The organism is Pseudonocardia endophytica, from assembly GCF_004339565.1.
GTDB classification, from domain to species: domain Bacteria; phylum Actinomycetota; class Actinomycetes; order Mycobacteriales; family Pseudonocardiaceae; genus Pseudonocardia; species Pseudonocardia endophytica.
On the sequence record NZ_SMFZ01000001.1, the window covers coordinates 2,696,349 to 2,722,766 of the forward strand.

A 26,418-nucleotide genomic window follows, 5' to 3' on the forward strand; every position below is an offset into this window, starting at 1 on the left:
GCGACGTTCGTTCCCCGAACGGTCCGCGCCGGGACCGGTGATCACTGCCCCCGCAGCCCGGCCGACCGCGCGGTGTCGGCCAGCACCTGCTCCACCATGGATGGTGTGAGACGACCGGTGAACGTGTTCTGCTGGCTGACGTGGTAGCAGCCGTGCAGGTGCAGCGGCGCGCGGTCGTCACGGGCCGGCTCGAGCGTCACGTGCACGCCGTGGCCGAACACCGGCCGGGGCCGGGGAATCTCCCAGCCCGCCCCGGCCAGCACCGGAAGCAGTGCCTGCCAGCCGAACCCGCCGAGCACCATCACCGAGCGGACCGTCGGCGACAGCAGGTCGAGCTCGCGCTCCAGCCACGTGCGGCAGGTGTCGCGTTCGGACGGTGTGGGCTTGTTCGCCGGCGGTGCACAGTGGACCGGGGCGGTGATCCGCACGCCGTGGAGCTCCAGCCCGTCGCCGCGCTGGACCGCCGTCGGCTGCGACCCGAGACCGACGGCATGCATCGCCGCGTACAGCACGTCGCCGCTGCGGTCGCCGGTGAACATGCGCCCGGTCCGGTTCGCTCCGTGCGCCGCGGGCGCGAGCCCGACGACGAGCATCCGCGCGTCCGCAGGCCCGAAGCCGGGCACCGGCCGTCCCCAGTAGGTCCAGTCGCGGTACGCCGCGCGTTTCTCCCGCGCGACCTGCTCGCGCCAGGCGACGAGCCGCGGACACGCCCGGCACTCGGACACCCGCCGGTCCAGCTCGGCGACCGTGGCCGGGGGCGCGTTCATGCGATCGATCGCGCGATGCCGTCCAGGATGTCGTGCTCCGAGACGATCACCTGCTCGATCCCGGCCCTGGTGTGCAGCTCGTCGGCCAGCGCCTCGACGACGAGCGACCCGGCGCCGATCACGTCGACCCGCCCCGGGTGCAGCGCACCGTGCTTCTCCCGCTCCTCGCGGCCGGACGTGATCAGCATCTGGGCGACGCGGTGCAGCTCGTCGCGGGACAGCCGCGACAGATGCACGGCCTCCGGGTCGTACTCCGCGAGCTCCTGCGCGATACCGGACAGCGTGGTGATCGTCCCGGCCACGCCGACCCACGTCCGCGCCGTCTCCACCGGCACGGCCGCGAACGCCTCGTCGAGGACGCCGGCGGCCACCTCCCGTGCTGAGGAGATCTGCGACGACGACGGCGGGTCGTCCGGCAGGCACCGCTCGGTCAGGCGCACAGAGCCGATGTCGACCGACTTCGCGGCCGTGACCTGCACCGCCCCGTCCACCAGCGAACCGATGACGACCTCGGTGGAGCCGCCACCGACGTCGGTGACGACGAACGGCCCGTCGTTCGGGTCGAGATCGCCGACGGCGCCGGAGAACGACAGCCGCGCCTCCTCGTCGCCGGTGATCACCTCGGCGTCGACACCGAGCGTGTCCCGCACCATGGAGAAGAAGTCCTCGCGGTTCGACGCGTCGCGGGTCGCCGACGTCGCGACCATCCGGACCCGCTCGGCACCCTTGCGACGGGCCGCCACGGCGTAGTCGACGAGTGCGACCCGCGTCCGCTCCAACGCCTCCGGATCGAGACGGCCGGTGGCGTCCACGCCCTTGCCGAGCCGGACGATTCGCATCTCGCGGTGCAGGTCCCGCAGGTCCACGGCCCCGTCGAAGGACGTCGTGACGTCCGCGACGAGCAGTCGGATCGAGTTCGTCCCGCAGTCGATGGCGGCCACGCGCGACATGCCGATCACGGTACGCGCCGCCCGGTCCGCCCTTCCGTGCGCCGGTCTCCGACGAGCCGCCGCACCCCATACCGGCGTGTCGCACCTGTTGCGACGGGTGCGACACGCCGAGACGGGGTGCGTGGCCAGGTTTCGAGGTGCGCAGCCGAGGCCGGGTATGGCGCCGGGCCCGGAGGGCGAGGTCGGCGGTGGACGTCGGGCGGAGAACGGTGCTCGGCAGCCGGGTCCGGATCAGAGCGGGGATCCTCCCTTGTCCGGACCCTCCCGCCGGCGGCGTCCGCGGCGCGGCGGGCGGCGCGGGCATCACCGGCCGGGCCGGACGATGCGAACCCTGCCGGTCCGGACGAGCCGTGCCGACCACCATCGCCGGCCGGTGCACGGTGATCCGTAGAACGCGCGGCCTTCCGGCGAACGCCCCAGCCCGGACACGTGCGTTCACCACGATCCCGTGCGCCCACCGCCGTCGCGCGCGTCCACCACGGCCGTGTGCGTCCACCATGGACCAGCGCCATCTCCACGAACGCGTACGCCCACCACGGACGCGCGCGCCCACCACGACCGTCGCGTGCGTCCACGACCGTCGCGCGCGTCCAACACGACGGCGTGCGTCCACCACGGACCCGCGCGCCCACCACGACCGCCTGCGCCACCGTCGCGTGCGCCCACCACGGACCCGCGCGCCCACCACCGTCGCGTACGCCCACCGCCGTCGCGTGCATCCACCACGGACCAGCGCCATCTCCACGAACGCGCACGCCGACCACCACCGTCGCGCGCGCCCAACACCGTCGCGCCGCGCCACCGTCGCGTGCGCTCACCACGGACCCGCGCTCACCGCGGTCGCGTGCGTTCACCGCCGTCGCGCGCGCCCACCGCGGTCGCGAGGTTCGGACGGGCGGGGGTTTCGCAACCGTTTCCCGCCGACCGACCGCAAGTTACTCTCCGGTACATGACGGAGCAGTCGGTTCGGCCGGACGGGATCACGTCTCCGCAGGCGGCGCCGCCGGTCGCCGACCTCGGCACGCACGAGGTCACGAACCAGGTCCCGCCCCGCGCCGACGGGGACATGCTGTCGGCCGATCCCGCTCTCGTCGACGCCGTGCGACGGGAGTGCGGCGACCCGGCCGCGCTCGGGCGGCTGGCCGACGCGATCGGCACGGCGGAGCACCGCGAGCACGCCCACCGCGCGAACGCGCACGAGCCGGTGCTGCACACCCACGACCGCACCGGGCACCGGATCGACGAGGTCGAGTTCCACCCGTCGTGGCACGAGCTGATGCGCGTCTCGGTCGAGCACGGCCTGGCCGCGGCACCGTGGCGGGCCGCACCCGGTACCGGCGCGCACGTGACCCGGGCCGCGGGGTTCTACCTGACCTCGCAGCTGGAGCAGGGCCACCTCTGCCCGGTCTCGATGACGTACGCGTCGGTCCCCGCGCTGCGCCACGATCCCGAGCTCGCCGCGCGGTTCGAGCCGGGGCTCACGGCCGGCACGTACGCGCCGGGCCTCGCGGAGCCGGACCTCAAGGCGGGCCTGCTCGCCGGCATGTCGATGACCGAGAAGCAGGGCGGCTCCGACGTGCGCAGCGGCACCACCGTCGCCACCCCGCAGCCGGACGGGACGTACCGGCTCACCGGCCACAAGTGGTTCACGTCCGCACCGATGAACGACCTGTTCCTCACGCTCGCCCAGGCGCCCGGCGGCCTGACCTGCCTGGTCCTGCCGCGCGTGCTGCCGGACGGCACGCGCAACGCGATCCGCCTGCAACGCCTGAAGGACAAGCTCGGCAACCGGTCCAACGCGTCGTCGGAGATCGAGTACCTCGGCGCGGTCGGGTGGCGGGTCGGCGACGAGGGACGCGGCGTCGCGACGATCATCGAGATGGTCTCGATGACCAGATTGGACTGCGTGCTGGGCTCGGCCGGGACGGTCCGGGGCGCGGTGACCGAGGCGGCGCACCACGTCGCGCACCGGTCCGCGTTCGGTCGCAGGCTCGCCGACCAGCCGTTGATGCGGGCCGTGCTGGCCGACGTCGCCGCCGAGTCCGAGGCCGCGACGCTGCTCGCGCTCCGTCTGGCCGGTGCGGTCGACCGGGGCGAGACGTCCCTGCTGCGGCTGGCCTTGCCGATGGCGAAGTACACGGTGTGCAAGCGGACGTCCGCGCTCGTCGCGGAGTCGCTCGAGTGCCTGGGCGGCAACGGCTACGTCGAGGAGGGCCCGCTCCCCCGGCTGTACCGGGAGGCGCCGCTGAACTCGATCTGGGAAGGCTCCGGAAACGTCACGGCGCTGGACGGGCTGCGTGCCATCGCCCGCGAGCCGCACGCCGTCGACGCCCTGCTGTCCGAACTGGACACGACGCGCGGCGCCGACCACAGGCTCGACGACGCCGTCGCCGCGCTCCGGAGTGAACTGTCCACTCCGGACGAACGCCGGGCGCGCAGGCTGGCCGAGCTCGGCGCCGTGTGCCTCCAGGCGTCGCTGCTGGTCCGGCACGCGCCGGACGCGGTGGCGGGCACGTTCCTCACCAGCAGGTTCGACGACGGCCCGTTCCGCACCGCGGGCACCCGCCCGTCGGGCGCGGAGGACGTGCTGCTGGAGCGCGCGACGCCCGGACGCTGAGCCGACGACGCGCACCACGCCTGCCGCTGCACCCCATCTCGGCGTGTCGCACCCTCTGCGACCGGTGCGGCACGCCGAAGCGGGGTGCGGCACGCCCAGGCAGAGTGCAGCACGCCCAGGCGGAGTGCGGCACGCCCAGGCAGAGTGCGGCACGCCGAGACGGGGTGCGGCACGCCGAGGCGGAGTGCGGCACGCCGAAGCGGAGCGCGGCACGCCCAGGCGGAGTGCGGCACGCCCAGGCGGAGTGCGGCACGCCGAAGCGGGGTGCGGCGCGCGTCACGCTCCGGGCGGCGCGTCAGACGCAGGGCCCGGCGGCCCACCACTGGCCGACCTCGTCCAGCGCCTCGTCGCCGAACGGGTTCACACCAGGTCCGGCGGCCAGTGCGTGCGCGGCGTGCACGTGCAGGCACTTGACCCGGTCCGGCATGCCGCCCGCGGTGACCCGGGTACCGAGCGGCTCGATCGCGTCGCGCTCGGCCAGGTACGCCTCGTGCGCGGCGCGGTACCGCTCGGCGAGCGACGGGTCGTCGGAGAGGCGGTCGGTCATCTCCCGCATCCGGCCCTCGGCCTCCAACGTGCCGAGGCGCGACGCGAGCCGCGGGCACGTCAGGTAGTACAGCGTCGGGAACGGGGTGCCGTCCGGGAGCTTCGGCGCCGTCTGGACGACGTCCGGCTTCCCGCACGGGCAGCGGTGCGAGACCTCACGAGCCCCGCGGGGGGCTCGACCGAGCTGGGCGGTCATCGCGTCGAGGTCCGCGGAGGAGACCCCGTCGGTGTCGGCGGCGCTCACCGGGACGCACCCGACACGTCCGTCCACAGTGTGTGGAACCACGGCACGCCGGGCTCGGCCACACCGGTCTGCGCGGGTGCCGGCGGAGCGGGCAGCTGCACGACGTACGGCGTCTCCCCCGGCGGGACGTAGCCCAGGCGCGAACGGGCCTGTGCGGCCACCTCGGACGGATCGGAGAGCCGGTCACGTTGCGCCGCAAGGTCGTTCACCTCGCCCTGCAGCGCCTGCTCCTGCTCGGTGACCTGGGAGAGCTGCTGGCGCTGCGCGACGTAGTTGTGCAGCGGGACGGCGACGGTCAGCGCGAGCGCGCACACGACGATCGCGAGGATCGCCGCACGCTTGGTCGACGAGAGCCCGAGCAGGCCGGTCGTGCGGGCCATCACCTCACCCGCCCGCGAACGGACCCTGGTCAGCCGCGGCTCGTGGGCACGGGCCGCTGTCGGGCGTGCCTGCTCGGACGCCGTGCGGCGCCCGGACGTCCGCGGTCCCGACGCGCTGCCGGGCCCGCGCCCGCCCGCCGGGCGCGCGCGGGACTCACGGGCGCGCCCGCGCTGCTCCGCCACCTCGCGTCACGCGTCCTGCGGCGGCGTGTAGCGCGGGAACGCCAGCTCGCCCGAGTAGCGGGCGGCGTCGCCGAGCAGCTCCTCGATCCGCAGCAGCTGGTTGTACTTCGCGACCCGTTCGGAGCGGGCCGGGGCGCCGGTCTTGATCTGCCCGCAGCCGGTGGCGACGGCCAGGTCGGCGATCGTGGTGTCCTCGGTCTCGCCGGAGCGGTGGCTCATCATGCAGTGGTAGCCGGCGTTGTGCGCCATGCCGACCGCGTCCAGCGTCTCGGACAGCGTGCCGATCTGGTTCACCTTCACCAGCAGCGCGTTCGCGACACCTCGGCCGATGCCCTCGTCGAGGCGCTCCGGGTTCGTGACGAACAGGTCGTCGCCGACGAGCTGGACCTTGTCCCCGATCGACTCGGTCAGCGAGACCCAGCCGTCCCAGTCGTTCTCGTCCAGCGGGTCCTCGATGGACACCAGCGGGTAGGCGTCGACGAGCTCGCCCCACTTCTGCGCCATCTTCTCCGCGGTGAACGAGCCGCCCTCGTAGGCGTACTTGCCCTTGGCGTGGAACTCGGTGGCCGCCACGTCGAGCGCGAGCACGATGTCGGTGCCCGCCGTGAACCCGGCCTTCGAGATCGCGCCGAGGATCAGGTCCAGCGCGCCCTTGGTGCCGCCCTCGACGTCCGGTGCGAACCCGCCCTCGTCGCCGAGGCCGGTGGACAGGCCCTTGTCCTTCAGCTCGGACTTCAGCGCGTGGTAGACCTCGGCGCCCCAGCGCAGCGCCTCGCGGAACGTCTCGGCGCCGATCGGCGCGATCATGAACTCCTGCACGTCGACGGACGTGTCCGCGTGCGCGCCGCCGTTCAGGATGTTCATCATCGGAACCGGCAGCACGTGCGCGTTGGAGCCACCGACGTAGCGGAACAGCTCCAGCCCGGACGACTCCGCGCCTGCCTTCGCCACCGCGAGCGACACGCCGAGCAGCGCGTTCGCACCGAACCGGGACTTGTCAGGGGTGCCGTCCAGGTCCACCAGGCGCCCGTCGACGAGCCGCTGGTCGACGGCCTCCATCCCGGACAGCTCCGGGCCGATCTCGTCCAGCACGGCCGCGACGGCCTTCTCGACGCCCTTGCCGCCGTAGCGGGACGCGTCGCCGTCGCGCAGCTCGACCGCCTCGTGCTCGCCGGTCGAGGCGCCGGAGGGCACCGCGGCACGGGCCAGCGTCCCGTCGTCCAGGGCGACCTCCACCTCGACCGTGGGATTGCCCCGCGAATCGAGGATCTCGCGTGCCCCGACCTGCTCGATGACCGCCACCCGCAACTCCTGTTCGACGTGCTCGACCGGACCGCGGGCCAGGGTAACGGGCTGTTGCTCCGTTCCGGTGCACGATCGGGTGTGAGGGCGTCCGTGCCGCGCCCGAATGCCCGCATCGCCCCCGATGTCAACCCTCGCGATTCCGCGCCGTCGCACCTAACGTGGGGTGACCATGAGTAGACCGGCAGATCTCGTGACGCACTTCCGCCGTGCGGAGAAGCTGCTGGCCGACCGTCGCCCGCTGGAGGCGCTGTCGGCGCTGCGCGACGTCGTCGAGAACCAGCCGAACGACGCCTCGGTGCTCCTGCTCGCCGGCCGTGCGTACCTGAACTCGGCGCAGCTGCAGCGGGCGCAGGACGCGTTCGAGAAGGTGCTCGAGCTCGACCCGGCCGACCACTACGCACGGTTCGCGCTCGGCAAGACGCTCCAGCGGCGCGGGCGGCTCGCCGAGGCCGTCACGCAGCTGAAGATGGCGGCCGCGATGGACCCGCGCCCGGAGTACCAGGAAGCACTCGGCGAGGTCCGGGCTCGGATCGCGCTCAACGGCTGACCGGACATTTCCGACAAAGCCCTGATCTGCGCGTTCGTTACACCTCTACGACGTGACGCTCGTCTTCGTCGCAACCACGTCACATCTCTTCTCAGCACGAATCGGCGAGGCTAGCCTGCCCCACGGGCAGCGCACCCTCACCTGATCGTCAGCGCCTGCCGTCTGAGCGCTCGGGAGGTGTGCCGTGCTGGGGAATGCGCTGATCGGACTGCGCGAGGGCCTGGAGGCCTCACTGGTCGTCGCGATCCTCGTCGCGTTCCTGGTCAAGACCGACCGCCGCCGGGAACTGCCGCGGGTGTGGCTCGGGGTCACGATCGCCGTCGTCGTCAGCGTCGGGGTGACGCTCGCGCTGACCCTGGCCGAGCAGGCGCTGACGTTCGAGGCCTCGGAGGCGCTCGGCGGGTCGCTGTCGATCATCGCCGTCGGCTTCGTCACCTGGATGATCTTCTGGATGCGGTCGCACGGGCGGTCGATGTCCACGGAGCTGGAGGGCAAGCTCGACGCCGCGATCACGATGGGGCCGGTCGCCGTCGTCGTGATGGCCACGCTGGCCGTCGGCCGCGAGGGCCTGGAGACGGCCGTGTTCTTCTTCAGCGCCGCCCAGGCCGCCGGCCAGACCGTCGGGCCGCTGATCGGGTTCCTGATCGGCATCGCGGTCGCGATCCTGCTCGCCTACCTGATCTACCGCGGCGCGATGCGGATCAACCTCGGGAAGTTCTTCACCGTCACCGGGTTCCTGCTCGTGTTCGTGGCGGCGGGCATCCTCGCCTACGGCGTCCACGACCTGCAGGAGGCCGGGATCCTCCCGGGGCTGAACACGATCGCGTTCGACGTCAGCGCCGCCGTCCCGGCCGACTCCTGGTACGGCACGCTCCTCAAGGGCGTCCTCAACTTCTCCCCGCGGACCACCGTGCTCGAGGCGATCGTCTGGGTCGTCTACGTCGCCGTCGTCCTCGCCTTCTTCCTGCGCCCGACCCGCCGGTCGTCGCGGACCAGTTCCAGCAGCACCGACAGCACGACCAGCGCGGCCTGAACCACCGCCCGTCCCCCCGAGGAGCACGCTCATGTCCCGCCGATCCACCGTCGTACTCGGCACGGTCAGTCTCGGTGCGGCCGCCGCCGTACTGGCCGGCTGCACGTCCACCGCACCCACCCAGAACGCCGAGGGCGGCGGGCCGATCACGGTGAACGCCACGGACTCCGCCTGCGAGGTCTCGACGACCAGCGCCCCCGCGGGCAACCTCTCGTTCAAGGTCACCAACGGTGGCACGAAGGTCACCGAGTTCTACCTCTACGGCGAGGGTGACCGGATCATGGGCGAGGTCGAGAACGTCGGCCCCGGCCTGTCCCGCGACCTGCTCGTCGAGGTCCCCGACGGCGGCACCTACACGACGGCCTGCAAGCCCGGCATGGTCGGCGACGGCATCCGCGCCCCGTTCACCGTCACCGGCAACGCGCAGCGCCAGACCGACCAGAACGCGAAGCTCGCGGAGGCGACAGCCGGCTACACGCGCTACATCAGCTCGCAGAACGACGCGCTGGTGGCGCGCACGACCGACTTCGCGAACGCCGTCAAGGCCAAAGACGTGAACCAGGCGAAGGCGCTGTTCCCGATCGCGCGCACGTACTACGAGCGGGTCGAGCCGGTCGCCGAGTCGTTCGGCGACCTGGACCCGAAGCTCGACGGCCGTGAGGACGACGAGCGCGACCCGGGCGTGGCGTGGACGGGTTTCCACCGCCTGGAGAAGGACCTGTGGGTGGACGGCCTGAAGGCCGACTCGCCGAAGATCGCCGACCAGCTCGTCGCGGACACCAAGGACCTCCAGGCGCGCACGCCCGGCCTCAAGCTCACCCCCGCACAGCTGGCCAACGGCGCCAAGGAGCTGTTGGACGAGGTCGCCACCGGCAAGATCACCGGTGAGGAGGACCGCTACTCGCACACCGACCTCTACGACTTCAAGGCCAACGTGGAGGGCTCGCAGGCGGCCGTCTCGGCGCTGCGCCCGGTGATCGACGAGAAGAACAAGCAGCTCGGCACCACGCTCGACCAGCAGTTCGCGAACGTCGAGAAGCTCCTCGAGGGTTACCGCCAGGGCGACGGCTTCGTCCTGTACACCTCGCTGACCGAGGACGACAAGAAGAAGATGACCGCAGCCGTCGACGCGCTCGCCGAGCCGGTCAGCCAGGTCGCGGGAGCCGTCACGACGTGAGCGAGCTTGCGAGCTCACCATCAGACGCGGCAGCACCGCGAACGCGGCCGACGAGCGCCGGCGAGGAGGTCCCGTGAGCACGGAGCAGGACGAACGGGCTCCGGCCGCCTCCGACGAGGCGGGCGAGGCCCCGCCGCGGCGCGGCGTCTCCCGTCGGGGCCTGTTCGGCCTGGCCGCGGGCGGGGTCGCGCTGGCCGGCGTCGGCGCGGCGGCCGGATACGCCGTGGGCGACGCCGGGAGCTCCGACGACGGCGTCGTCCCGTTCCGCGACGCGCACCAGGCCGGGATCGCGACGCCGGCGCAGGACCGGTTGCACTTCGTCGCGATGGACCTGACCACGACCGACAAGGGCGCGGTGCAGGACCTGTTCCAGCGGTGGACGCTCGCCGCGGAGCGCATGACGTCCGGCGGCGAGGTGACCGAGAACGGGGCGGTCGGGCTGAACCCGAACTCCCCGCCGACCGACACGGGCGAGGCGCTGGGGCTGCCGGCGTCGTCGCTGACGCTGACGTTCGGCATCGGCGCGTCGCTACTGACCAAGCTCGGGCTGGGGGCGCAGCGGCCGCCCGGCCTGATCGACCTGCCCCGGTTCACCGGCGACCAGCTCGACCCGGCCCGCTCCGGCGGCGACCTGTGCATCCAGGCCTGCGCCGACGATCCCCAGGTCGCCGTGCACGCCGTGCGCAACCTGGTCCGGATCGGCTTCGGCGTGACCGAGGTGAGGTGGTCGCAGCTCGGGTTCGGGCGCACGTCGTCGACGTCGACGAGCCAGGACACGCCGCGCAACCTGTTCGGCTTCAAGGACGGCACGAACAACCTCAAGGTCGAGGAGCCGTCGCTGCTCGACCAGCACGTGTGGGTCCCGCCGGGCGAGGGGCCGCCCTGGATGGCGGGCGGCAGCTACCTGGTGGCGCGCCGGATCCGGATGCACATCGAGACGTGGGACCGGACCTCGCTCGACGAGCAGGAGAAGATCGTCGGCCGGACGAAGGGCGAGGGCAACCCGCTCTCCGGCGGCGGCGAGTTCGACCCGGCGAACCTGGCCGCGACGGGCCAGGACGGCGAGCCGGCGATCCCGACCGACGCGCACATCCGGCTGGCGTCCGCGGAGGAGACGAACGGCGCGCGGATCCTGCGCCGCGGCTACAACTTCGTGGACGGCTCCGACGGCTCGGGGCACCTGGACGCCGGGCTGTTCTTCGTGGCGTTCGTGCGCGACGTCGGGCGCCAGTTCGTGCCGATGCAGCGCAGGCTCGCCCGTGAGGACAAGATGATGGAGTACATCGAGCACAGCGGGTCGGCCGTGTTCGCCGTCCCCGGTGGGCTCTCGGCGCCGGGGGCCTACTGGGGCGACGGGCTGTTCGCCTGACTCACCTGACGTCGCTTCCTGCTGCGGCACAGCGCTCCGTTCCGCGCCGGGCGACGGTGTGCGGTCAGCGCCGGGGCCAGTAGTGGCGCCAGTCGTCGGCGTCCAGCGCGTGCGGGTCTCGCCCGTCCGCGACGGCGGCGCGTTCCGCGGAACGGACGGCGTCGTCGAACGCGCGGGCGACCATGCGCAGCTCGGCCTCCGGGTCACCACCACCCAGCTGGGCCTCGGCGGCGAGGCGGAACAGCGTCGCCCCCGGCGCGTCACCGGACGGCAGCAGGTCGCCCGGCAGCCCGGCGCGCGACGTGCGGGACGCCAGCTTCGCGGCCAGCGCGACGGCCGGCTGCCCGGTCGCCACGCCGTCCACACTGGACTCACGCTTCTTCTCGGTGCGCTTGATCTCGTCCCAGCGCCGGTCCTGCGCGTCCGCCGACTCGACCGACTCGCCGTCGGCGAACACGTGCGGGTGACGCCCGACGAGCTTGTCCACCAGCCCGGTCGCGACGTCGTCGACGTCGAACGGGTCGTCCGGCGACTCGGCCGCGACGCGCGCGTGGAACAGCACCTGGAGCAGCACGTCACCGAGCTCCTCGCGCATCTCGGTGCGGTCGCCGTCCTCGATCGCCTGGTACAGCTCGTAGCACTCCTCGACGAGGTAGCGCAGCAGCGAGGCGTGCGTCTGCTCGGCGTCCCACGGGCAGCCGCCCGGCGAGCGGAGCCGGTCCATCACGGCGACGGCGTCGAGCAGCGCGGACCCGGCGGGCGCGGGCAGCGCCCAGTCCCCCACCGGCTCGGTGACGAGCACGACGACCGAGTCCGACAGCAGCGCCGGGTCGGTGCCGTCCCACTCGACGGCCCCGGCGGCCTCGACGATCGCGTCCGGCACCCCGGGAGCGGCCAGGACCGACGTCGCGGCGCGCAGCGCGGGCAGTGCCGCGGCCGGCACGACGGCGGCGCGGCGCGGGCAGGTGACGACGACGGCGGGCACGGCGGCCTCAGCCGGCCGAGGCGGACGGCAGGAGCTCACCCGCCTGGTCCGCGTTCGGTACGACCGACAGCGTGACCGGGTCCCACGTGCCGTAGCGCGGGCTGACCTCGACGCCCGCCTGCGCCGCGACGGGCGTGAGCAGCCGGATCCCGGCCTCGGACAACGTCTGCGGGTCGAGGCGGGACGCCGTGGCCGGGCCGGCCGGCGGGGCGTCGGTGCGCCGCTCGGTCACCCGGACCACGACCCAGCCCTGCTGCGACGAGATCGGGAACGCGGCCGTGGACCCGGCCGGGATGCCGATCAATGGGGTCGCCGCGGCCTGCGGGGTGGTGGCCGGGCGGATCTGCTGGTTGCGCTGGGCGGTGGCCGCCGTCGCGAGGGCGCGGTCCGCGGCGGGCCCGCCCGCGGCGATCGCGCGGGCCAGCGTGAGCGCCTCGTCCCGGGACTGGACGACGGCGATGTCCGCCGTCACGGACAGCCGGTCGATCTCGCGCTCGGCCAGCTTCGTGGCGATCAGCTGGTCGGTGATCCGCTCGCGCACCCCGCCCGCGTCCAGCGTGGACTGGGCGAGGACCTGTTCGCCGCCCGCCTGCGCGATCGCGGCGTTCACCTCGTCGTCGCTGACGACGATCTGCTGCTGTGCGGCGGCCCGGCCGAGCAGGTCGTGCAGGACGACCTGGCTGACGATCGCGCGGCCGATGTCCGGCGGCCCGTAGCCCTGGGACTTCAGCGTCGAGACCAGGTCCGGGCGCGCGAGCGCCGCCGTGATCCGCGGCTGCACGTCGGAGAGCGTGACGGTGTCGTCACCGATCACCGCCGCGGCGTCGACCTTGCTCGGCGTGCTGCCGCATCCGCTGACGAGCGCGACGACGATCGCCGCGCCCGCGAGGAGCCGTCCCGTCCGTGTGCGCACGCCGGTCACCTTCTCACGGGCCGGTGACGACGATCTCGCCACCTCGCTCCCGCCCCTCCGCCGAGTCGCCCATGGCCCGGTTCAGGGCCGGCCCGGCAGCGGCGGACGCGCACGGGACGGGCGGGTCGCGACGTCCGGTGGCCGGGCGGCGGGCTCGGCCTCGAGCCGCTCCAGCGCCAGGTCCACGGCCCGTTCGAGCTGCGGGTCCCGCCCCGCCACCCAGTCCTGCGGGGTGATCACGACCTCGACGTCCGGGTCCACCCCGTGGTTCTCCAGGCCCCAGCCGACGCCGTCGAACCACGTCGCGTACCGGGGCTGCGTGACCCGGGTGCCGTCGACCAGGCCGTACCGGCCGTCGATCCCGATCACACCGCCCCACGTCCGGACGCCCACCACCGGGCCGATGCCGAGCCGCCGGATCGCGGCCGTCACGATGTCACCGTCCGAACCGGACAGTTCGTCGGCCAGTGCGACCACCGGCCCGCGCGGCGCCTCCTCCGGGTAGGTGCTCGGCGTCCGGTGCCGCGGCAGGTCCCAGCCGATCACCTTGCGCGCCAGCTTCTCCACCACCAGCTGCGACGTGTGGCCACCGCGGTTGCCGCGCACGTCGAGGATCAGCCCGTCGCGGGCCGTCTCCCGGGCCAGGTCACGGTGCAGCTGCGCCCACCCGGGCGGCATCATGTCCGGCACGTGCAGGTAGCCGAGACGGCCGCCGGACCGCTCGGCCACCGCGGCCCGGCGTCCCGCCACCCAGTCCTGGTAGCGGAGCTCGTGCTCGGAGCGCAGCGGACGGACGACCACCCGTCGAACCTCCCCAGGGTCGGCGCGGTCCGGCCCGGAGCGCACGGTCAGCTCGACCAGCCGGCCCGCCCGGTCCAGCAGCAACGGGGCCGGCCCCCAGTCCGGGTCCACCGCCACGCCGCCGACCTCGAGGATCTCGTCGCCCGCCCGGACGTCGACGCCCGGGCCGGACAGCGGGCTGCGCGCCGCGGGCGCCGACGACTCCGGCGGCAGCACCCGGCGCACGACCCAGCCCGACCCCTGCGCGGCGGGCTCCAGGTCCGCGCCGAGCAGGCCAGGGCGGCCGGTCGCATCCACGCCGGCCGCACCGCCGCCCATCACGTAGGCGTGCGACGTGCCGAGCTCGCCCTGCAGTTCCCACAGGACGTCGACGAGATCGTTGTGGCTACCCACCTCGTCGACCAGCGGCCGGTAGCGGGCAACCTCGGCGTCCCAGTCCACGCCGGCCATGTCGGCGACCCAGAAGTGGTCCCGCATCAGGCGGGCGGCCTCGTCGAACATCTGGCGCCACTCGACGGACGGGTCGACGCTCACGACGAGCCGCTTGGTGTCGATCTCGAACTCGTCGGCGTCCCCGTCGGACGGCGCCGAGGAGCCGGACCGGTCGGCCCGCAGCACCCGCAGGGTGCCGGCGTCCCGCGTGACGACGCGCGTCCCGTCGCCGCTGACCGCGAACCCGCCGCACGGGTCGGCGATCGTGGTCAGCGTCCGCTTGGTCAGGTCGTAGCGCTCCAGCCACGGCTTCTCGCGCTCGGACTCGTCGTCGGCCCTGCTGTCGCCGAGCGTCCCCGAGATCGGGAAGCGCCGCCAGAGCAGCGCGTCCTTCGCGGCGGCCAGTCCGACGTAGACCGCGGCCTCCACGGGGATCCCGACGACACGCTCGGCGATCCCGTCCGGCTCGACGACGACCTCGGGCGGCGTGTCCTTGTCCCTCTTCGTGCCGGTCTTCTCGTCCGTCCCTGGCCCGTCGGCGTTCTCCGCGGAGGAGCCGTCGGGTGCGGGTGGGTCCTCCGGCTTCTCCTCCTCCGGCGACACCGGGCGCCCGTCCGGCCCGGCTCCGAACGGCGACGGCGTGCGGGCGGCCAGGGGGACCAGGAACGGCTTCCAGCCGGTCTGGAACGTGAGGTCGAACGAGTGCTGGTCGTAGCTCGGGTCGAACACCCGCCGGGACAGGAACGCCAGGTACTTGCCGTCCGAGGTGAACACCGGGTCGCTGTCGTGGAAGCGGGCGGGCGTCACCTCGACGAGATCGCCGTCCGTGATGCGGGCCAGCACGATCCGGGACAGGCCCGGCTCCGGCGGGTCGCAGAACGCCAGCCAGGCGCTGTCCGGGGACCAGGCGAGGTCGGACACCTCGCCGGACCCGCCGCGGGTGATCTCGCGCAGCGTGCCGTCCGGCCACTCGTCGGTCGTCGTCAGGTGCAGGACGAGCAACCGGCCGTCGTGGGTGGCCAGCGCGACCGCCGACCCGTCCGGCGCGGCCGTCAGCTCCAGCACCCGCCCGATCCGGCCGGACGACAGCCGTCGCAGCTCCGGTGCGTTCTCGGCCAGGGGGTCCAGCGGCGCGACGCACACGGCGTCCTCGCCGTCGGCGTCGTCGACCCACACCGCGCGATCGGTGCCCAGCGGCTCGGCCATCCGGGCCCGCACGCCCGGCTCGGCGAGCAGCGTGCGGGACGGCCCGTCCCGGTGCGTGAGCCGGTGCACGGTGCCGCGCACGCCGACGACGCTGGTCCGGCCGGTGCGGTCCGGCGCGAACGACCGCAGGTCCGTCCCGACGTCCGCCCGGAACGTCTCGCGCGCCGAACGCGGGCCGCCGAGCCGGACGTCGATCTCCCGGGGCGCGGAGTCGGCGTCCAGGGACTCCACCACGTACAACCGTCCGGCGGAGGCGTAGACGACCCGCTCGCCGTCGGTCGACGCCTGACGCACGTAGAACGCGGGCGCCCCGTCCGCACCGTGGTCGGTGTGCCGCCGCAGGTCACCACCATTCAGCGCGACGGAGTACAGGTTGCCCCAGCCCTCGTGGTCGGACAGGAAGGCGAGCCGGGACCCGACGATCATCGGCGCGCGCAGCTGGCCGTCGACGTCGGCCAGTATCCGCTCGAACTCACCGGAGCCGGTGGCGTCCAGCCAGACCCGCCCTGCCGTGCCGCCGCGGTACCGCTTCCACCACGCCGCGTCCATGCCGCCGCCGGACAGCGTCGCCACGGCGCCGTCCCCACCGAGGCCGACGGCGGTGAGCGGGCCGTACGGGAGCCGCCGCGGGCTGCCGCCGCCGGCCGGGACGGCGAACGCCCAGCGACGGTCGGTCGCGTCCCCGGTCCCCGAGATCGCGATCACGTCGCCGTCGGCGGTCCAGCCCGCACAGGACGTCGCGGGATCCCCCCACCACGTCAGCCGCGTGGCCCCACCGCCCTCGACGTCCGCGACGTAGACCTCGGCGGCCCCGTCACGCCGCGACGACCACGCGACCCGCGCGCCGTCCGGTGAGATCCGCGGCGACGAGACCGGCACCCCGTCGGCGGTCAGCCGCCAGGCCCGGCCACCATCCAGCGGCGCGGTCCACACGTCGTCCTCCGCGGTGAAGACGACCGTGTCACCGTGCAGGTGCGGGAAGCGCAGGTAGGCCATGCCCGAAATCTAACCGGACCCACCGACGATTCCGCTCAGGCCGGGGCGGGCGTCCCCACCAGCTGGCCGAGCAGCTCGGCGCACCAGTCCAGCAGTGCCGTGTCGCGCACCGCGGCTCCGCCGATCCGGCCGCCCTCCACCGGTTTCGGCACGGTGACGACCTGCGCCGCGGGCTTGTAGGCCGCCTTCGGGTACAGCCGCTTCAGACGCAGCTGGGCCGAGTCCGGCAACGTCACCGGACCGATCCGGATCTGCGTCCCGGCGACCGCCACCTCGGTGACCCCCAGCCGCCGGCACAGCTGCCGGAACCGGGCCACGGCCAGCAGGTTGTGCACCGGCGTCGGCGGCTCGCCGTAGCGGTCGGTCAGCTCGTCGACGATCGCGGACAGCATCTCCTCGTCCGCCGCCTCGGCGATCTTGCGGTAGACCTCGAGCCGCAGCCGCTCGCCGTCGATGTAGTCGTGCGGCACGTGCGCGTCCACCGGCAGGTCCACCCGGACCTCGAGAAGCTGCTCGTCCTCGATCGAGGCGTCGGTGTCCCCGCCCGCCTGCTTGCGGAACGCGGCGACGGCCTCGCCCACCAGCCGGATGTAGAGGTCGAACCCGACGCCCGCGATGTGCCCGGACTGCTCCGCGCCGAGGATGTTGCCCGCGCCGCGGATCTCCAGGTCCTTCATCGCCACCTGCGCGCCCGCACCCAGGTCGGAGTGCTGCGCGATCGTCGCGAGCCGGTCGTGCGCGGTCTCGGTGAGCGGGTGCTCGGGCGGGAACAGGAAGTACGCGTAGCCGCGCTCGCGCCCCCGTCCGACGCGGCCGCGCAGCTGGTGCAGCTGGGACAGCCCGAGCGTGTCCGAGCGCTCCACGACCAGCGTGTTCGCGTTCGAGATGTCCAGGCCGTTCTCCACGATCGTCGTGCACACCAGCACGTCGAACTCGCGGTGCCAGAACCCGCTGACGGTGCGTTCCAGCACGTCCTCGTTCATCTGGCCGTGCGCGACGCCGATCCGGGCCTCCGGGACGAGGTCCTGCAGCGTCTTCGCCGCCCGGTCGATCGAGCTGACGCGGTTGTGCACGTAGAACACCTGGCCGTCGCGCAGCAGCTCGCGGCGGACCGCGGCGGCGACCTGCTTCTGGTCGTAGGCCCCGACGTAGGTGAGCGTCGGGTGCCGGTCCTCCGGCGGGGTCGTGATCGCGGACATCTCGCGGATGCCGGCCAGGCTCATCTCCAGCGTGCGCGGGATCGGCGTCGCGGACAGCGTCAGCACGTCGACGTGCGCACGCAGCGCCGTGATGTGCTCCTTGTGCTCGACGCCGAAGCGCTGCTCCTCGTCGACGACGACGAGCCCGAGGTCCTTCCACCGCACCCCCGACTGCAGCAGCCGGTGCGTCCCGACGACGACGTCGACGGTCCCCTCGGCCAGCCCGGCGATCGTCTCCTTCGCCTCGGCCGCGTCGGTGAACCGGGACAGCCCCTTCACCGTGACCGGGAACGCGCGCATCCGGTCCGAGAACGTCGTCAGGTGCTGGGTGGCGAGCAGCGTCGTCGGCACCAGCACGGCGACCTGCTTGCCGTCCTGCACCGCCTTGAACGCGGCCCGCACGGCGATCTCGGTCTTGCCGAACCCGACGTCGCCGGAGATCACCCGGTCCATCGGGACGGCACGCTCCATGTCGCGCTTGACCTCGTCGATCGCGGAGAGCTGGTCCGGCGTCTCGGTGTACGGGAACGCGTCCTCCAGCTCGCGCTGCCACGGCGTGTCCGCGCCGAACGCGTGACCCGGGGAGGCCTGGCGCGCGGCGTAGAGCTGCACCAGCCCGGCCGCGATGTCCTTGACCGCCTTGCGCGCGCGACCCTTCGTCTTCGCCCAGTCCGCGCCGCCGAGCTTGTTCACGGCGGGCTGCTCGCCGCCGACGTAGCGGCTGATCTCGTCCAGCGCGTCGGTCGGCACGAACAGCCGGTCGGCGGGCTGCCCGCGCTTCGAGCTGGCGTACTCCAGCACCAGGTACTCGCGCGTGGCGCCCTGCACGGTGCGCTCGCGCATCTCGACGAACTTGCCGATCCCGTGCTGGTTGTGCACGACGTAGTCGCCGGGCTGCAGCACGGCGAGGTCCACCGCGTTGCGACGACGGGGCGTCGTCTTCCGGGCGGGCGCGTCCAGTCCCGCACGGCTGCCGGTCAGGTCCGACTCGGACAGCAGCACCAGCGAGATCTCGGTCGCCGTGAACCCGCTCAGCAGCCGCCCGCAGGTCACCGTGACCATGCCCTTGTCCGGCTCGTCGACGAGCTCCTCGACGAGCGTCGCGGGCACCTCCGCCTCCCGCAGCTGCTCCAGCGAGCGCTGCGCGGTGCCGTGCCCGGCCAGCACCAGCACGGCCCGTCCTCCGGAGGCGACGTGCGCCCGCAGGTCGACGATCGCGCGGTCGGTGTCGCCGCGGTACGGCTCGATCTCGTGCACGGCGGGGACGACGGCCTCGCCGTCGCCGGAGACCAGCGGCGACAGCGCGACGACCGGGCGCCCGCTCGTCGTGGAGTGCTCCAGCGTGGTGGTCAGCCCCTGGTAGGCCGACCCGGACACGTCGATCGGCGCTGCCCCGCCGCCCGCGACGTTGAGCCAGGACGCCTCGAGGAACTCCTGCCCGGTGCGCATCAGGTCGGCGCAGCGCGTACGGATCCGCTCGGGGTCGGCGAGCAGCACCCGGGAGCCGGCGGGCAGCAGGTCGGTGAGCATCTGCATCTCCGACCCGACCAGGGCCGGGATCAGCGACTCCATGCCCTCGCCGGGGATCCCCTCTGACAGGTTGTCGAGCAGTTCGCGCAGCGGGTTGCGGTTCAGGCCGACGTTCTCCGGCTGCTCGGCGGCCAGCGCCGCGGCCCGCTCCCGCACCGGCCCGGTCAGCAGCAGCTCCCGGCAGGCCGGCGCCACGACCCGCTCGACCGCCTCCACCGAACGCTGGTCGGCGACGGCGAACGAGCGCAGCTCGGACACCTCGTCGCCCCAGAACTCGACGCGCACCGGATGTTCCGCGGTCGGCGGGAAGACGTCGAGGATGCCGCCGCGCACGGCGAACTCGCCGCGCTGGGTGACCATCTCGGCGCGCGTGTAGGCGAGCTCGACGAGCCGTTCCAGCAGCGCCTCGAAGTCGTACTCGTCGCCGATGCCGAGCGAGACCGGCTCCAGCGCGCCCAGCCCGGGCGCGACCGGCTGGATCAGGCTCCGCGCCGCCGCGACCACCACCCGCGGCGCTGCTTCGGTCACGGCCAGCCTGCGGAAGATCGTCAGCCGGCGCGCGACCGTGTCCGCGCGTGGGGACAGCCGCTCGTGCGGCAGCGTCTCCCAGGACGGCAGCACGACGACGGAGTCGACCATCGGGTCCGGGAACTCGCCGCCGACGCCGAGCAGGTCGGACACGGCGGCCGCGAGGTCCTCGGCCTCCCGGTCGGTCGCGGTGACCACGAGCACGGGGGCGCTGCCGTCGGAGCCGGTCAGGCCCGCGGTCAGGAGGGGGCGCAGCGCGGACGGCCCCTCGACCCGGACGGCCGGGGTCTCGGCGGTGCGCGGATCGGCGGCGCGTGCGGCGTCCACCGCCGCGCGCAGGCCCGGGTCGGACAGGGCGGAGGTGAGCAGGCCGGACAGAGTGGCCACGACGGCGCGGACTCCTCGGATCGAGCACGGTGGGCACGCACGAGACAGACCCCTGCCCAGGTCGGGTAGGGGGTGTCGGGCCCGACGATACGCCCGCCGCCCCGGCCCGGCTCCCGGTGTCCGGGTTCGGCGCGGTTCAGCCGTGCCGCAGGCGGATCAGCGACACGCCTGCGGCCCGCGTGTCCGACACCGTCACGTCGTGGCCCGCGTCAACCGCGCGGGACAGGAAGTCCGCGGCCTGCGGACGGTCCGGGTCGGCGATCCACATCTCGCCACCACCGACGAGCAGCCGGGGCAGCAGCGCGAGCAGTTCCCGCACGCAGCGGTCGTTGTAGAGCACGTCGGCGCCCAGCACCAGGTCCCACGGTCCCCACGCGACCAGCGCATGGTCGTCGGTCCAGGGCCGGACGGCCGTCTCGAGCGTCACCCCGGAGAGCTCCGCGTTCCGCTCGGTGAACGCGACGGCGTCCTCCGAGCGGTCGGTGGCCAGCACCCTGGCTCCGGACAACGCGGCCGCGATCGACGGCAGGCCGAGCCCGCAGCCGATCTCCAGCACGGCCCGGCCCCGGAGGTCGGACCCGGCCACGGCGTACGCCAGCTCGATCCCGCTCGGCCACAGCTCGGCCCAGTACGGCGGGTAGGCCTGCTCCTCGTCGTCGAAGTCCTGGGCCATCAGCAGGTCCATCGCGGAGCGCGGGTGCACGAACTCGATCCGCCCGCGCGGCAGCTCCAGGGAGGCGGACACGACGTCGTTCCACGGGTCGGCATCGGGTGCGCGTTCGACCCCGGCCGCGCGGGCCAGCCGCTGCGTCATCCCGTCGTCCATCCCCCGAGTCTGCTCCTGGCCCGGAAGGGAGAATCCGGCGGCGTGACGGTGCGAGTGCGACGGATCTACGACGACCGCGCGGACGGCGACGGCACGCGCGTGCTCGTCGACCGCGTGTGGCCGCGCGGGCTGCGCAAGGACGACGCGCGCTACGACGAGTGGATCTCCGACGTGGCGCCGAGCACGGAGCTGCGGAAGTGGTACGGCCACGACCCGGACCGCTTCGACGAGTTCCGCCGCCGCTACCGCTCCGAGCTCGACGGTTCCCCGTCGTTGGAGCGGCTCCGCGAGCTCGCCGGAAACGGCACGCTCACGCTGCTCACCGCCACGAAGGACCCGGAGGCGAGCCAGGCCGCCGTGCTGCGCGAGCTGCTGGGCTCCTAGAGCAGTCCGGCCTCGGCCAGCGTGGTCTCGTAGCGGTCCTGGACCTCCTCGTCGTCGCCGCCCGCGGCCTCCGCGGCCGCCCACGCCGTCGCGAACCGGTCCTGGTTCGCCTCGTAGCGCGCCCGCAGCTTCTCCGCGTCCAGGTTCCAGTAGCCGACGACCCGGTAGTGCTTCGTGTCCATGCCGAGCTCGTGGCGCAGGTAGCGGCGCGCCGCGCGCGTCGCGGCGGCCTCGCCGACGACGAACAGGTACCCCGGCCCGTCCGGGATCTCCAGCCCGCGGACGATCTCCTCGAGACGGCTCGTCCCTTCGTCGGCGACGACGGTCCGCACGTGTGCCGCGTCCGGCAGCGGAGGCGGCCCGTCGCCGGCGTGCACCTCGACGGCGACGTCCGTGCGCAGCTCCGCCGGGCTCTCGTCGACGATCCGCGCGATGGCCGGGACACCCGCCGCGTCCCCGACGAGGATCTGCCACGCGACGCCCTCCGGGCGTTTGAACCAGCACGCGGAGCGGGAGACACCCACCTCGTCGCCGACCCTGGCCCGTCGTGCCCACTCGGCACCAACCCCGCCGGCGTGCGCGACGACGTCGAACACGATCGACCGCCCGTCCGGGGAGATGCGCCGCACCGTGTACCAGCGGCCCATCTCGTCGCGGGTCCCGTCCGGCAGCGGGAAGTGCAGCACGATCGCCTCGTCCGGCGTGCCGGGGAGATCGAGCGCACCGCTGGTGACCTCGGCCTCGATCCGCACGAACGGTTCCGACAGCGCCCGCACGCCCGTCACCCGCAGCGTCGTCCCGTCCACGCATCCCCCTCGCCTCGCGCCTCGGCTAAGCCAAGCCTCAGCTAAACACAGGCGCGGGGACGCGGTCCAGGCCGGACGAAACGGGCGACGACGATCACCTCAGCGGGCGTAGCGCAGCTCCGCCCTGGCACGGGCCTTCGCCGCCTCGACCTCGCGGTCCTTCGGCGGGGCGGTGCTGGTCAGGCCGTCGAGCAGCTCACGGGTCGCCTCGGCGACGGCGGCGACGGCCCTGTCGAAGGCCTCCGTGTTCGCCTGCGAGGGCTTCGACGCACCGGAGATCTTGCGCACGTACTGGAGCGCCGCGGCGTCGACCTCGTCGTGCGTCGCGGGCGGCTCGAAGTTGTGCAACGTCCGGATGTTGCGGCACATGCCGGCTCTCCCCTCCGCCCCGACGCGAACGAGGGGCACCTTCGGGCAAGGGTAGTGCTCGAAGGTGCCCCTCGTTCGGAATCGGGAGGGGTCAGACCACGTGCATCGACTCGTCGAGCTCGCCGGCCCTCTGGCGGGCGGACAGCACGGCGAGGCGGGTGAAGCGGTTGTCGAACGCGTCCCGGGTCAGGCCGCGGCTCCGGTACTCGGTGGCCAGCTGGTTGGCGCCGTCCGGGATGCTCCACTGCGCCTCGAAGCCGAGCTCCTTGCGGGCACGGGAGAAGTCGACGCGGTAGGAGCGCGGGTCGTTGCCGGCCTCGCCGGTGATGTTCAGGACCGAGCCGGGGACGGCGTCGACGACGGCCTGCGCGATCTCGGAGACCATGCGGTTGTTGCGCTCGGTACCCACGTTGTAGGCGCGGGCGCGGACCACGTCGGCCGGCGCGGCGAGCGCGGCGACGACGGCACCGGCGATGTCGTCGGCGTGCGCGAGCGGGCGCCACGGCGTCCCGTCGGAGAGCACCTTGACCTCGTTCGACAACACCGCGTGCCCGACCAGGTTGTTCAGCACGATGTCCGCCCGCAGCCGCGGGGAGAAGCCGAACGCGGTCGCGTTGCGCATCGACACCGGCACGAAGTCCGAATCCGCCAGGTCGGCGAGATCGTCTTCGACCCGGACCTTGGAGATCGCGTACGGGGTGACCGGCTTGAGCGGCGCCTCCTCGTCGACGAGGTCGTCACCGGACTGCGCGCCGTACACCGAGCACGTCGACGCGTAGACGAACCGCGAGACCCCGGCCTCCTTCGCCAGCCGGGCCAGGCGCGACGACGCGTGGTGGTTGATGTCGTAGGTGATCTCCGGCGCGAGCGAGCCGAGCGGGTCGTTGGACAGCGCCGCCATGTGCACGACGGCGTCGAACCCGGCCAGCTGCTCGACGGTCACGTCACGCAGGTCGGTGGACAGCCCGTCGACGTCCGGGGTGTCCAGCGAGCCGAGGACGCACTCCGCGAACAGGCCGCTGTCCAGCCCGGTGACCTCGTGCCCGGCGGTGGCGAGGATCGGCGCCATCACCGTGCCCAGGTAGCCCTGATGTCCGGTGAGCAGTACGCGCATGGGCGGTGTTCCTCCTGTGTAGCGGTGTGGCGGTGGTGGCTGTGGGTCGGGCTCAGGCGCCCAGTCCGCCCGGGTCGGACCCGGACAGCGGGGCGACCCCGAGCGTCATCTTCACGACGTGGAACGCCTCGGCGTAGCGCGCGTGGCACTGCACGCCGCGCACCCGCGCGAGGCCGCGGAACGTCTCGTCGTCGAACCACGTGCGGTCGCGCTGCGAGCCGTAGTGCTCGTTCAGCTTCGCGATCTTCTCCGAGAGCACCGGCTCGGCCATCGGGAGGTAGACGCTCGGCTGGGCGAGGTCGCCCTCCCACTTGAGGATCTCGTAGCCGAACGTCAGGTGGTCCCGGTAGGCCGTCGGGATCATCTGGGCGAGCGTGCGATGGTCCTGGTGGGCGTCGTGTGCCGACGGGCCGATCACCAGGTCCGGCTCGCCGCGGGTGCGCAGGTCCTCGAGCGCGTGCTTGGCCCGCTCCCAGTGCTGCGGGACCCGGCCGTCGGGCAGGTCCATCACGTGCACGTCGAGCGTCGCGCCGGGGCAGAAGGCCGCCAGCGCGGACCGCTCCTCCTCCTCGCGCAGCGACCCGGCACCGGTCAGCACGAGCGCGGTCACCGTCACGCCGGGGTGCGCCCGGCAGAGCTCGAGCAGCGTGCCGCCCGCGCCGATCGCGATGTCGTCGCAGTGCGCCCCGAGCAGCAGGAGGCGGTCGAGGCGTTCGGGTAGAAGGCTCAGCACGACGTCACGGATGCCGCTTCTGCATCTCGGCGATCGCGGCCTGCAGCGGGTCGCGGTCGGAGTCCTTGCCCTCCCAGAGCATCCACGGCCGGGTCCCGCCCTGGTAGGCGGCCTCCAGCGCGTTGCGCTCCTTGACCGTGTCGGCGGGCTGCCAGAAGCCGCGGTGCCGGTAGGCGCGCATCCGGCCCTTGCGGGCCAGCGGAGCGCAGACGTCGCCGATCAGGTCGCAGTTCGGCTCGAGGTGGTCGAACACCTCGGGCCGGAACATCAGGTAGCCGCCGTTCTCCCACAGCGGCATCTCCTGCAGCGTGGTGATCGACTCCAGGTTGCCGTCGTCGTTGATGTCGACGCAGTGGAACGCCGACTGCGGCGGGACGGCCATCAGCTGGCCGACCGCGTCGGAGTTCTTGAACTGGTCGACCATCTGGTCCAGCGGGGCGTCGGTGAGGACGTCGGCGTAGTTCGCGTGGAACATCTCCTCGTCCTTGACCAGCGCCTTCACCCGGCGGAGGCGCTCACCGATGGGCGAGTCCAGACCGGTCTGGACGAACGTGATGTTCCAGTCCTGGATGTCGCTGCCGAGCAGCTCGACCTCGCCGCCGTGCAGCGTGAAGTCGTTCGACTCGGTCTCGTCGTAGTTCAGGAAGTAGTTCTTGATGTGGTGCGCCCCGTAGCCGAGGCACAGCACGAAGTCCTTGTGGCCGAAGTGCGCGTAGTAGCGCATCACGTGCCAGATCAGCGGACGCGGGCCCACCGACTGCATGGGCTTGGGGAGGTCGGACACGCCGTCGCGCATCCGCATCCCGTAGCCGCCGCAGAACAGGACGACCTTCACTCTCGTCACACCACCTCGAGGGACGGGATCGGGAACACCAGCTGGCCGCCCCACTCACGAACATACGAGAGTTGCTCGGTGAGCTCCGCGCGCAGGTTCCACGGCAGGACCAGCACGTAGTCCGGGCGGTCCTCGGCGATCCGCTCCGGCGCGTGGATCGGGATCCGGGTGCCGGGCGTGAACCGGCCGTGCTTGTACGGGTTGCGGTCCACCGTGTACGAGAGCAGGTCCGGCCGGATGCCGCAGTAGTTCAGCAGCGTGTTGCCCTTGCCGGGGGCCCCGTAGCCGACGACCGACTTGCCCCGGCGGCGGGCGTCGATCAGGAACGACATCAGGTCGTCGCGGATCGTGGAGACGGACTCGGCGAACCCGTCGTGCCCCTCCGCCGTGTGCAGGCCAGCCTTCTCCTCGGCCGCCAGCACCTCGCGGACCGTCTCGGACGGTTCCCCGGCGACGGCGTCCGGGCGCGCCCACATCCGGATCGAGCCTCCGTGCGTGTCCAGCAGCTCGACGTCGACGAGCGTCAGCCCGCCCGCCGCGAGCGCACGCTGCCCGGTGAGCAGCGTGTAGTACTGGAAGTGCTCGTGGTAGATCGTGTCGAACTGGTTGCGCTCGACGAGCGTGAGCAGGTGCTGCACCTCGATCGAGACCCAGCCGTCGTCGGCGACCATGGCGCGCAGCCCCTGCGCGAAGCCCACGACGTCCGGGATGTGGGCGAACACGTTGTTGCCGCACACCAGCTGCGCCGGACCGTGCTCGGCACGCACGGCCGCGCCGGTCTCCGGCGTGAGGAACGCGGTGAGCGTCGGGACGCCCTTCTCGCGGGCGGCCTCGCCGACGTTGACGCTCGGCTCGACGCCGAGGCAGCGGATCCCGCGCTCGACGACGTGCTGGAGCAGGTAGCCGTCGTTGCTGGCGACCTCGACGACGAACGACTCCGGGGTCAGCCCGGCACGCTCGACCGCGTCACCGACGAAGCGGCGCGCGTGCTCCACCCACGAGGAGGAGAACGACGAGAAGTAGGCGTACTCCTCGAACGTGTCCTCCGGCGTGATCAGCGGCGGGAGCTGGGCCAGCAGGCACGACCCGCAGACGCGCACGTGCAGCGGGAACGTGTCCTCGCGCTGCTCCGCGGTCTCGGCGGTCAGGAACAGCTCGCACGGCGGCGTCGCACCGAGGTCCAGGAAGCTCCGCAGATCGGTGGAACCGCAGAGCCGGCAGGCGATCGCCTGCCCGGTCACGGGGTCACCCCCGCA

At 73.2% G+C, this 26,418-nt stretch carries 22 protein-coding genes; 6 read left to right on the forward strand and 16 right to left on the reverse strand.

Features of this window, described 5'->3' with window-relative positions; genetic code table 11:
• Positions 1-41: 41 nt before the first annotated feature.
• Both EV378_RS12225 and EV378_RS12230 read right to left on the reverse strand, forming a co-directional pair.
• Positions 42-767 carry a uracil-DNA glycosylase gene (locus EV378_RS12225; RefSeq protein ID WP_132424106.1) on the reverse strand — a complete coding sequence of 242 codons (726 nt, stop codon included), beginning with the start codon at positions 765-767 and terminating at the stop codon, positions 42-44.
• Positions 764-1,717, reverse strand: a complete 954-nt coding sequence (locus tag EV378_RS12230) for a Ppx/GppA phosphatase family protein (RefSeq protein ID WP_132424109.1) — start codon at positions 1,715-1,717, stop codon at positions 764-766. Before EV378_RS12230 ends, EV378_RS12225 begins: the two co-directional genes overlap by 4 nt.
• 949 nt (positions 1,718-2,666) lie before the next feature.
• Between EV378_RS12230 and EV378_RS12235 the strand changes: the two genes are divergently transcribed.
• Positions 2,667-4,334: an acyl-CoA dehydrogenase family protein gene (locus EV378_RS12235; protein WP_132424112.1), complete on the forward strand. Its 1,668-nt coding sequence runs from the start codon at positions 2,667-2,669 to the stop codon at positions 4,332-4,334.
• A gap of 295 nt (positions 4,335-4,629) precedes the next feature.
• On the opposite strand, the gene EV378_RS12240 is transcribed toward EV378_RS12235, so the two are convergent.
• The 3 genes from EV378_RS12240 to eno all read right to left on the reverse strand — a co-directional run bounded on the left by EV378_RS12240 (position 4,630) and on the right by eno (position 6,989).
• Positions 4,630-5,076 carry a DUF501 domain-containing protein gene (locus EV378_RS12240; RefSeq protein WP_132427796.1) on the reverse strand — a complete coding sequence of 149 codons (447 nt, stop codon included), beginning with the start codon at positions 5,074-5,076 and terminating at the stop codon, positions 4,630-4,632.
• Positions 5,077-5,120: 44 nt separating this feature from the next.
• Positions 5,121-5,504 (reverse strand): FtsB family cell division protein, encoded by a 384-nt coding sequence (locus EV378_RS12245; protein ID WP_243653409.1) that lies wholly within the window; start codon positions 5,502-5,504, stop codon positions 5,121-5,123.
• A 189-nt stretch (positions 5,505-5,693) separates the two neighbouring features.
• Positions 5,694-6,989, reverse strand: a complete 1,296-nt coding sequence (gene eno, locus EV378_RS12250; protein WP_132424118.1) for a phosphopyruvate hydratase — start codon at positions 6,987-6,989, stop codon at positions 5,694-5,696.
• A 172-nt stretch (positions 6,990-7,161) separates the two neighbouring features.
• On the opposite strand from eno, the gene EV378_RS12255 reads away from it, so the two are divergent.
• From EV378_RS12255 to efeB, 4 genes are all read left to right on the forward strand, one after another.
• Entirely contained in the window at positions 7,162-7,539 is a 378-nt protein-coding gene (locus EV378_RS12255; protein ID WP_132424121.1) for a tetratricopeptide repeat protein, read from the forward strand.
• A gap of 184 nt (positions 7,540-7,723) precedes the next feature.
• On the forward strand, positions 7,724-8,572 hold the full coding sequence (gene efeU / locus EV378_RS12260) for an iron uptake transporter permease EfeU (RefSeq protein WP_132424124.1): 849 nt from the start codon (positions 7,724-7,726) through the stop codon (positions 8,570-8,572).
• Positions 8,573-8,603: 31 nt separating this feature from the next.
• Positions 8,604-9,749 carry an iron uptake system protein EfeO gene (gene efeO / locus EV378_RS12265; RefSeq protein ID WP_132424127.1) on the forward strand — a complete coding sequence of 382 codons (1,146 nt, stop codon included), beginning with the start codon at positions 8,604-8,606 and terminating at the stop codon, positions 9,747-9,749.
• Between the two features lie 73 nt (positions 9,750-9,822).
• Positions 9,823-11,118: an iron uptake transporter deferrochelatase/peroxidase subunit gene (gene efeB / locus EV378_RS12270; protein WP_132424130.1), complete on the forward strand. Its 1,296-nt coding sequence runs from the start codon at positions 9,823-9,825 to the stop codon at positions 11,116-11,118.
• A 64-nt stretch (positions 11,119-11,182) separates the two neighbouring features.
• Here efeB and EV378_RS12275 read toward each other — a convergent pair whose 3' ends face one another.
• The 5 genes from EV378_RS12275 to EV378_RS12295 all read right to left on the reverse strand — a co-directional run bounded on the left by EV378_RS12275 (position 11,183) and on the right by EV378_RS12295 (position 20,921).
• Entirely contained in the window at positions 11,183-12,103 is a 921-nt protein-coding gene (locus tag EV378_RS12275) for a nucleoside triphosphate pyrophosphohydrolase (RefSeq protein ID WP_132424133.1), read from the reverse strand.
• Between the two features lie 7 nt (positions 12,104-12,110).
• Positions 12,111-13,016, reverse strand: coding sequence for a SurA N-terminal domain-containing protein (locus EV378_RS12280; RefSeq protein ID WP_165922257.1), 906 nt, complete (start codon positions 13,014-13,016; stop codon positions 12,111-12,113).
• 81 nt (positions 13,017-13,097) lie between these two features.
• The gene (locus tag EV378_RS12285) at positions 13,098-16,451 is read right to left on the reverse strand and encodes a S41 family peptidase (RefSeq protein ID WP_132424139.1); all 3,354 of its coding nucleotides are present in this window, start codon (positions 16,449-16,451) and stop codon (positions 13,098-13,100) included.
• Between the two features lie 35 nt (positions 16,452-16,486).
• Positions 16,487-20,086 carry a transcription-repair coupling factor gene (gene mfd / locus EV378_RS12290; protein WP_132427798.1) on the reverse strand — a complete coding sequence of 1,200 codons (3,600 nt, stop codon included), beginning with the start codon at positions 20,084-20,086 and terminating at the stop codon, positions 16,487-16,489.
• Between the two features lie 145 nt (positions 20,087-20,231).
• Positions 20,232-20,921 carry a class I SAM-dependent methyltransferase gene (locus EV378_RS12295; RefSeq protein WP_132424142.1) on the reverse strand — a complete coding sequence of 230 codons (690 nt, stop codon included), beginning with the start codon at positions 20,919-20,921 and terminating at the stop codon, positions 20,232-20,234.
• 42 nt (positions 20,922-20,963) lie between these two features.
• Between EV378_RS12295 and EV378_RS12300 the strand changes: the two genes are divergently transcribed.
• Complete coding sequence (locus EV378_RS12300; protein ID WP_132424145.1) at positions 20,964-21,305, forward strand: DUF488 domain-containing protein; 342 nt, start codon at positions 20,964-20,966, stop codon at positions 21,303-21,305.
• On the opposite strand, the gene EV378_RS12305 is transcribed toward EV378_RS12300, so the two are convergent.
• The 6 genes from EV378_RS12305 to EV378_RS12330 all read right to left on the reverse strand — a co-directional run bounded on the left by EV378_RS12305 (position 21,302) and on the right by EV378_RS12330 (position 26,403).
• Complete coding sequence (locus EV378_RS12305) at positions 21,302-22,111, reverse strand: siderophore-interacting protein (protein WP_132424148.1); 810 nt, start codon at positions 22,109-22,111, stop codon at positions 21,302-21,304. The two genes, EV378_RS12300 and EV378_RS12305, sit on opposite strands and share 4 nt — an antisense overlap.
• 99 nt (positions 22,112-22,210) lie before the next feature.
• Positions 22,211-22,480, reverse strand: a complete 270-nt coding sequence (locus tag EV378_RS12310) for a DUF2277 domain-containing protein (RefSeq protein ID WP_132424151.1) — start codon at positions 22,478-22,480, stop codon at positions 22,211-22,213.
• Positions 22,481-22,571: 91 nt separating this feature from the next.
• Positions 22,572-23,594 carry an NAD-dependent epimerase/dehydratase family protein gene (locus tag EV378_RS12315; protein ID WP_132424154.1) on the reverse strand — a complete coding sequence of 341 codons (1,023 nt, stop codon included), beginning with the start codon at positions 23,592-23,594 and terminating at the stop codon, positions 22,572-22,574.
• Positions 23,595-23,646: 52 nt separating this feature from the next.
• Positions 23,647-24,327, reverse strand: coding sequence for a PIG-L deacetylase family protein (locus EV378_RS12320; protein WP_132424157.1), 681 nt, complete (start codon positions 24,325-24,327; stop codon positions 23,647-23,649).
• Between the two features lie 4 nt (positions 24,328-24,331).
• Positions 24,332-25,162, reverse strand: coding sequence for a sugar phosphate nucleotidyltransferase (locus EV378_RS12325; RefSeq protein ID WP_132427800.1), 831 nt, complete (start codon positions 25,160-25,162; stop codon positions 24,332-24,334).
• 5 nt (positions 25,163-25,167) lie between these two features.
• Positions 25,168-26,403, reverse strand: a complete 1,236-nt coding sequence (locus tag EV378_RS12330; protein ID WP_207908645.1) for a class I SAM-dependent methyltransferase — start codon at positions 26,401-26,403, stop codon at positions 25,168-25,170.
• Positions 26,404-26,418 lie beyond the last annotated feature (15 nt).

Bases quoted from the DNA above. Each gene is read 5' to 3' on its own strand.
- EV378_RS12295 (WP_132424142.1), bottom strand. From the start codon at position 20,921: ATGGACGACGGGATGACGCAGCGGCTGGCCCGCGCGGCCGGGGTCGAA.
- EV378_RS12245 (WP_243653409.1), bottom strand. From the start codon at position 5,504: ATGGCCCGCACGACCGGCCTGCTCGGGCTCTCGTCGACCAAGCGTGCG.
- EV378_RS12235 (WP_132424112.1), top strand. From the start codon at position 2,667: ATGACGGAGCAGTCGGTTCGGCCGGACGGGATCACGTCTCCGCAGGCG.
- EV378_RS12310 (WP_132424151.1), bottom strand. From the start codon at position 22,480: ATGTGCCGCAACATCCGGACGTTGCACAACTTCGAGCCGCCCGCGACG.
- EV378_RS12225 (WP_132424106.1), bottom strand. From the start codon at position 767: ATGAACGCGCCCCCGGCCACGGTCGCCGAGCTGGACCGGCGGGTGTCC.
- EV378_RS12230 (WP_132424109.1), bottom strand. From the start codon at position 1,717: ATGTCGCGCGTGGCCGCCATCGACTGCGGGACGAACTCGATCCGACTG.
- EV378_RS12240 (WP_132427796.1), bottom strand. From the start codon at position 5,076: ATGACCGCCCAGCTCGGTCGAGCCCCCCGCGGGGCTCGTGAGGTCTCG.
- EV378_RS12285 (WP_132424139.1), bottom strand. From the start codon at position 16,451: ATGGCCTACCTGCGCTTCCCGCACCTGCACGGTGACACGGTCGTCTTC.
- EV378_RS12315 (WP_132424154.1), bottom strand. From the start codon at position 23,594: ATGCGCGTACTGCTCACCGGACATCAGGGCTACCTGGGCACGGTGATG.
- EV378_RS12255 (WP_132424121.1), top strand. From the start codon at position 7,162: ATGAGTAGACCGGCAGATCTCGTGACGCACTTCCGCCGTGCGGAGAAG.
- efeO (WP_132424127.1), top strand. From the start codon at position 8,604: ATGTCCCGCCGATCCACCGTCGTACTCGGCACGGTCAGTCTCGGTGCG.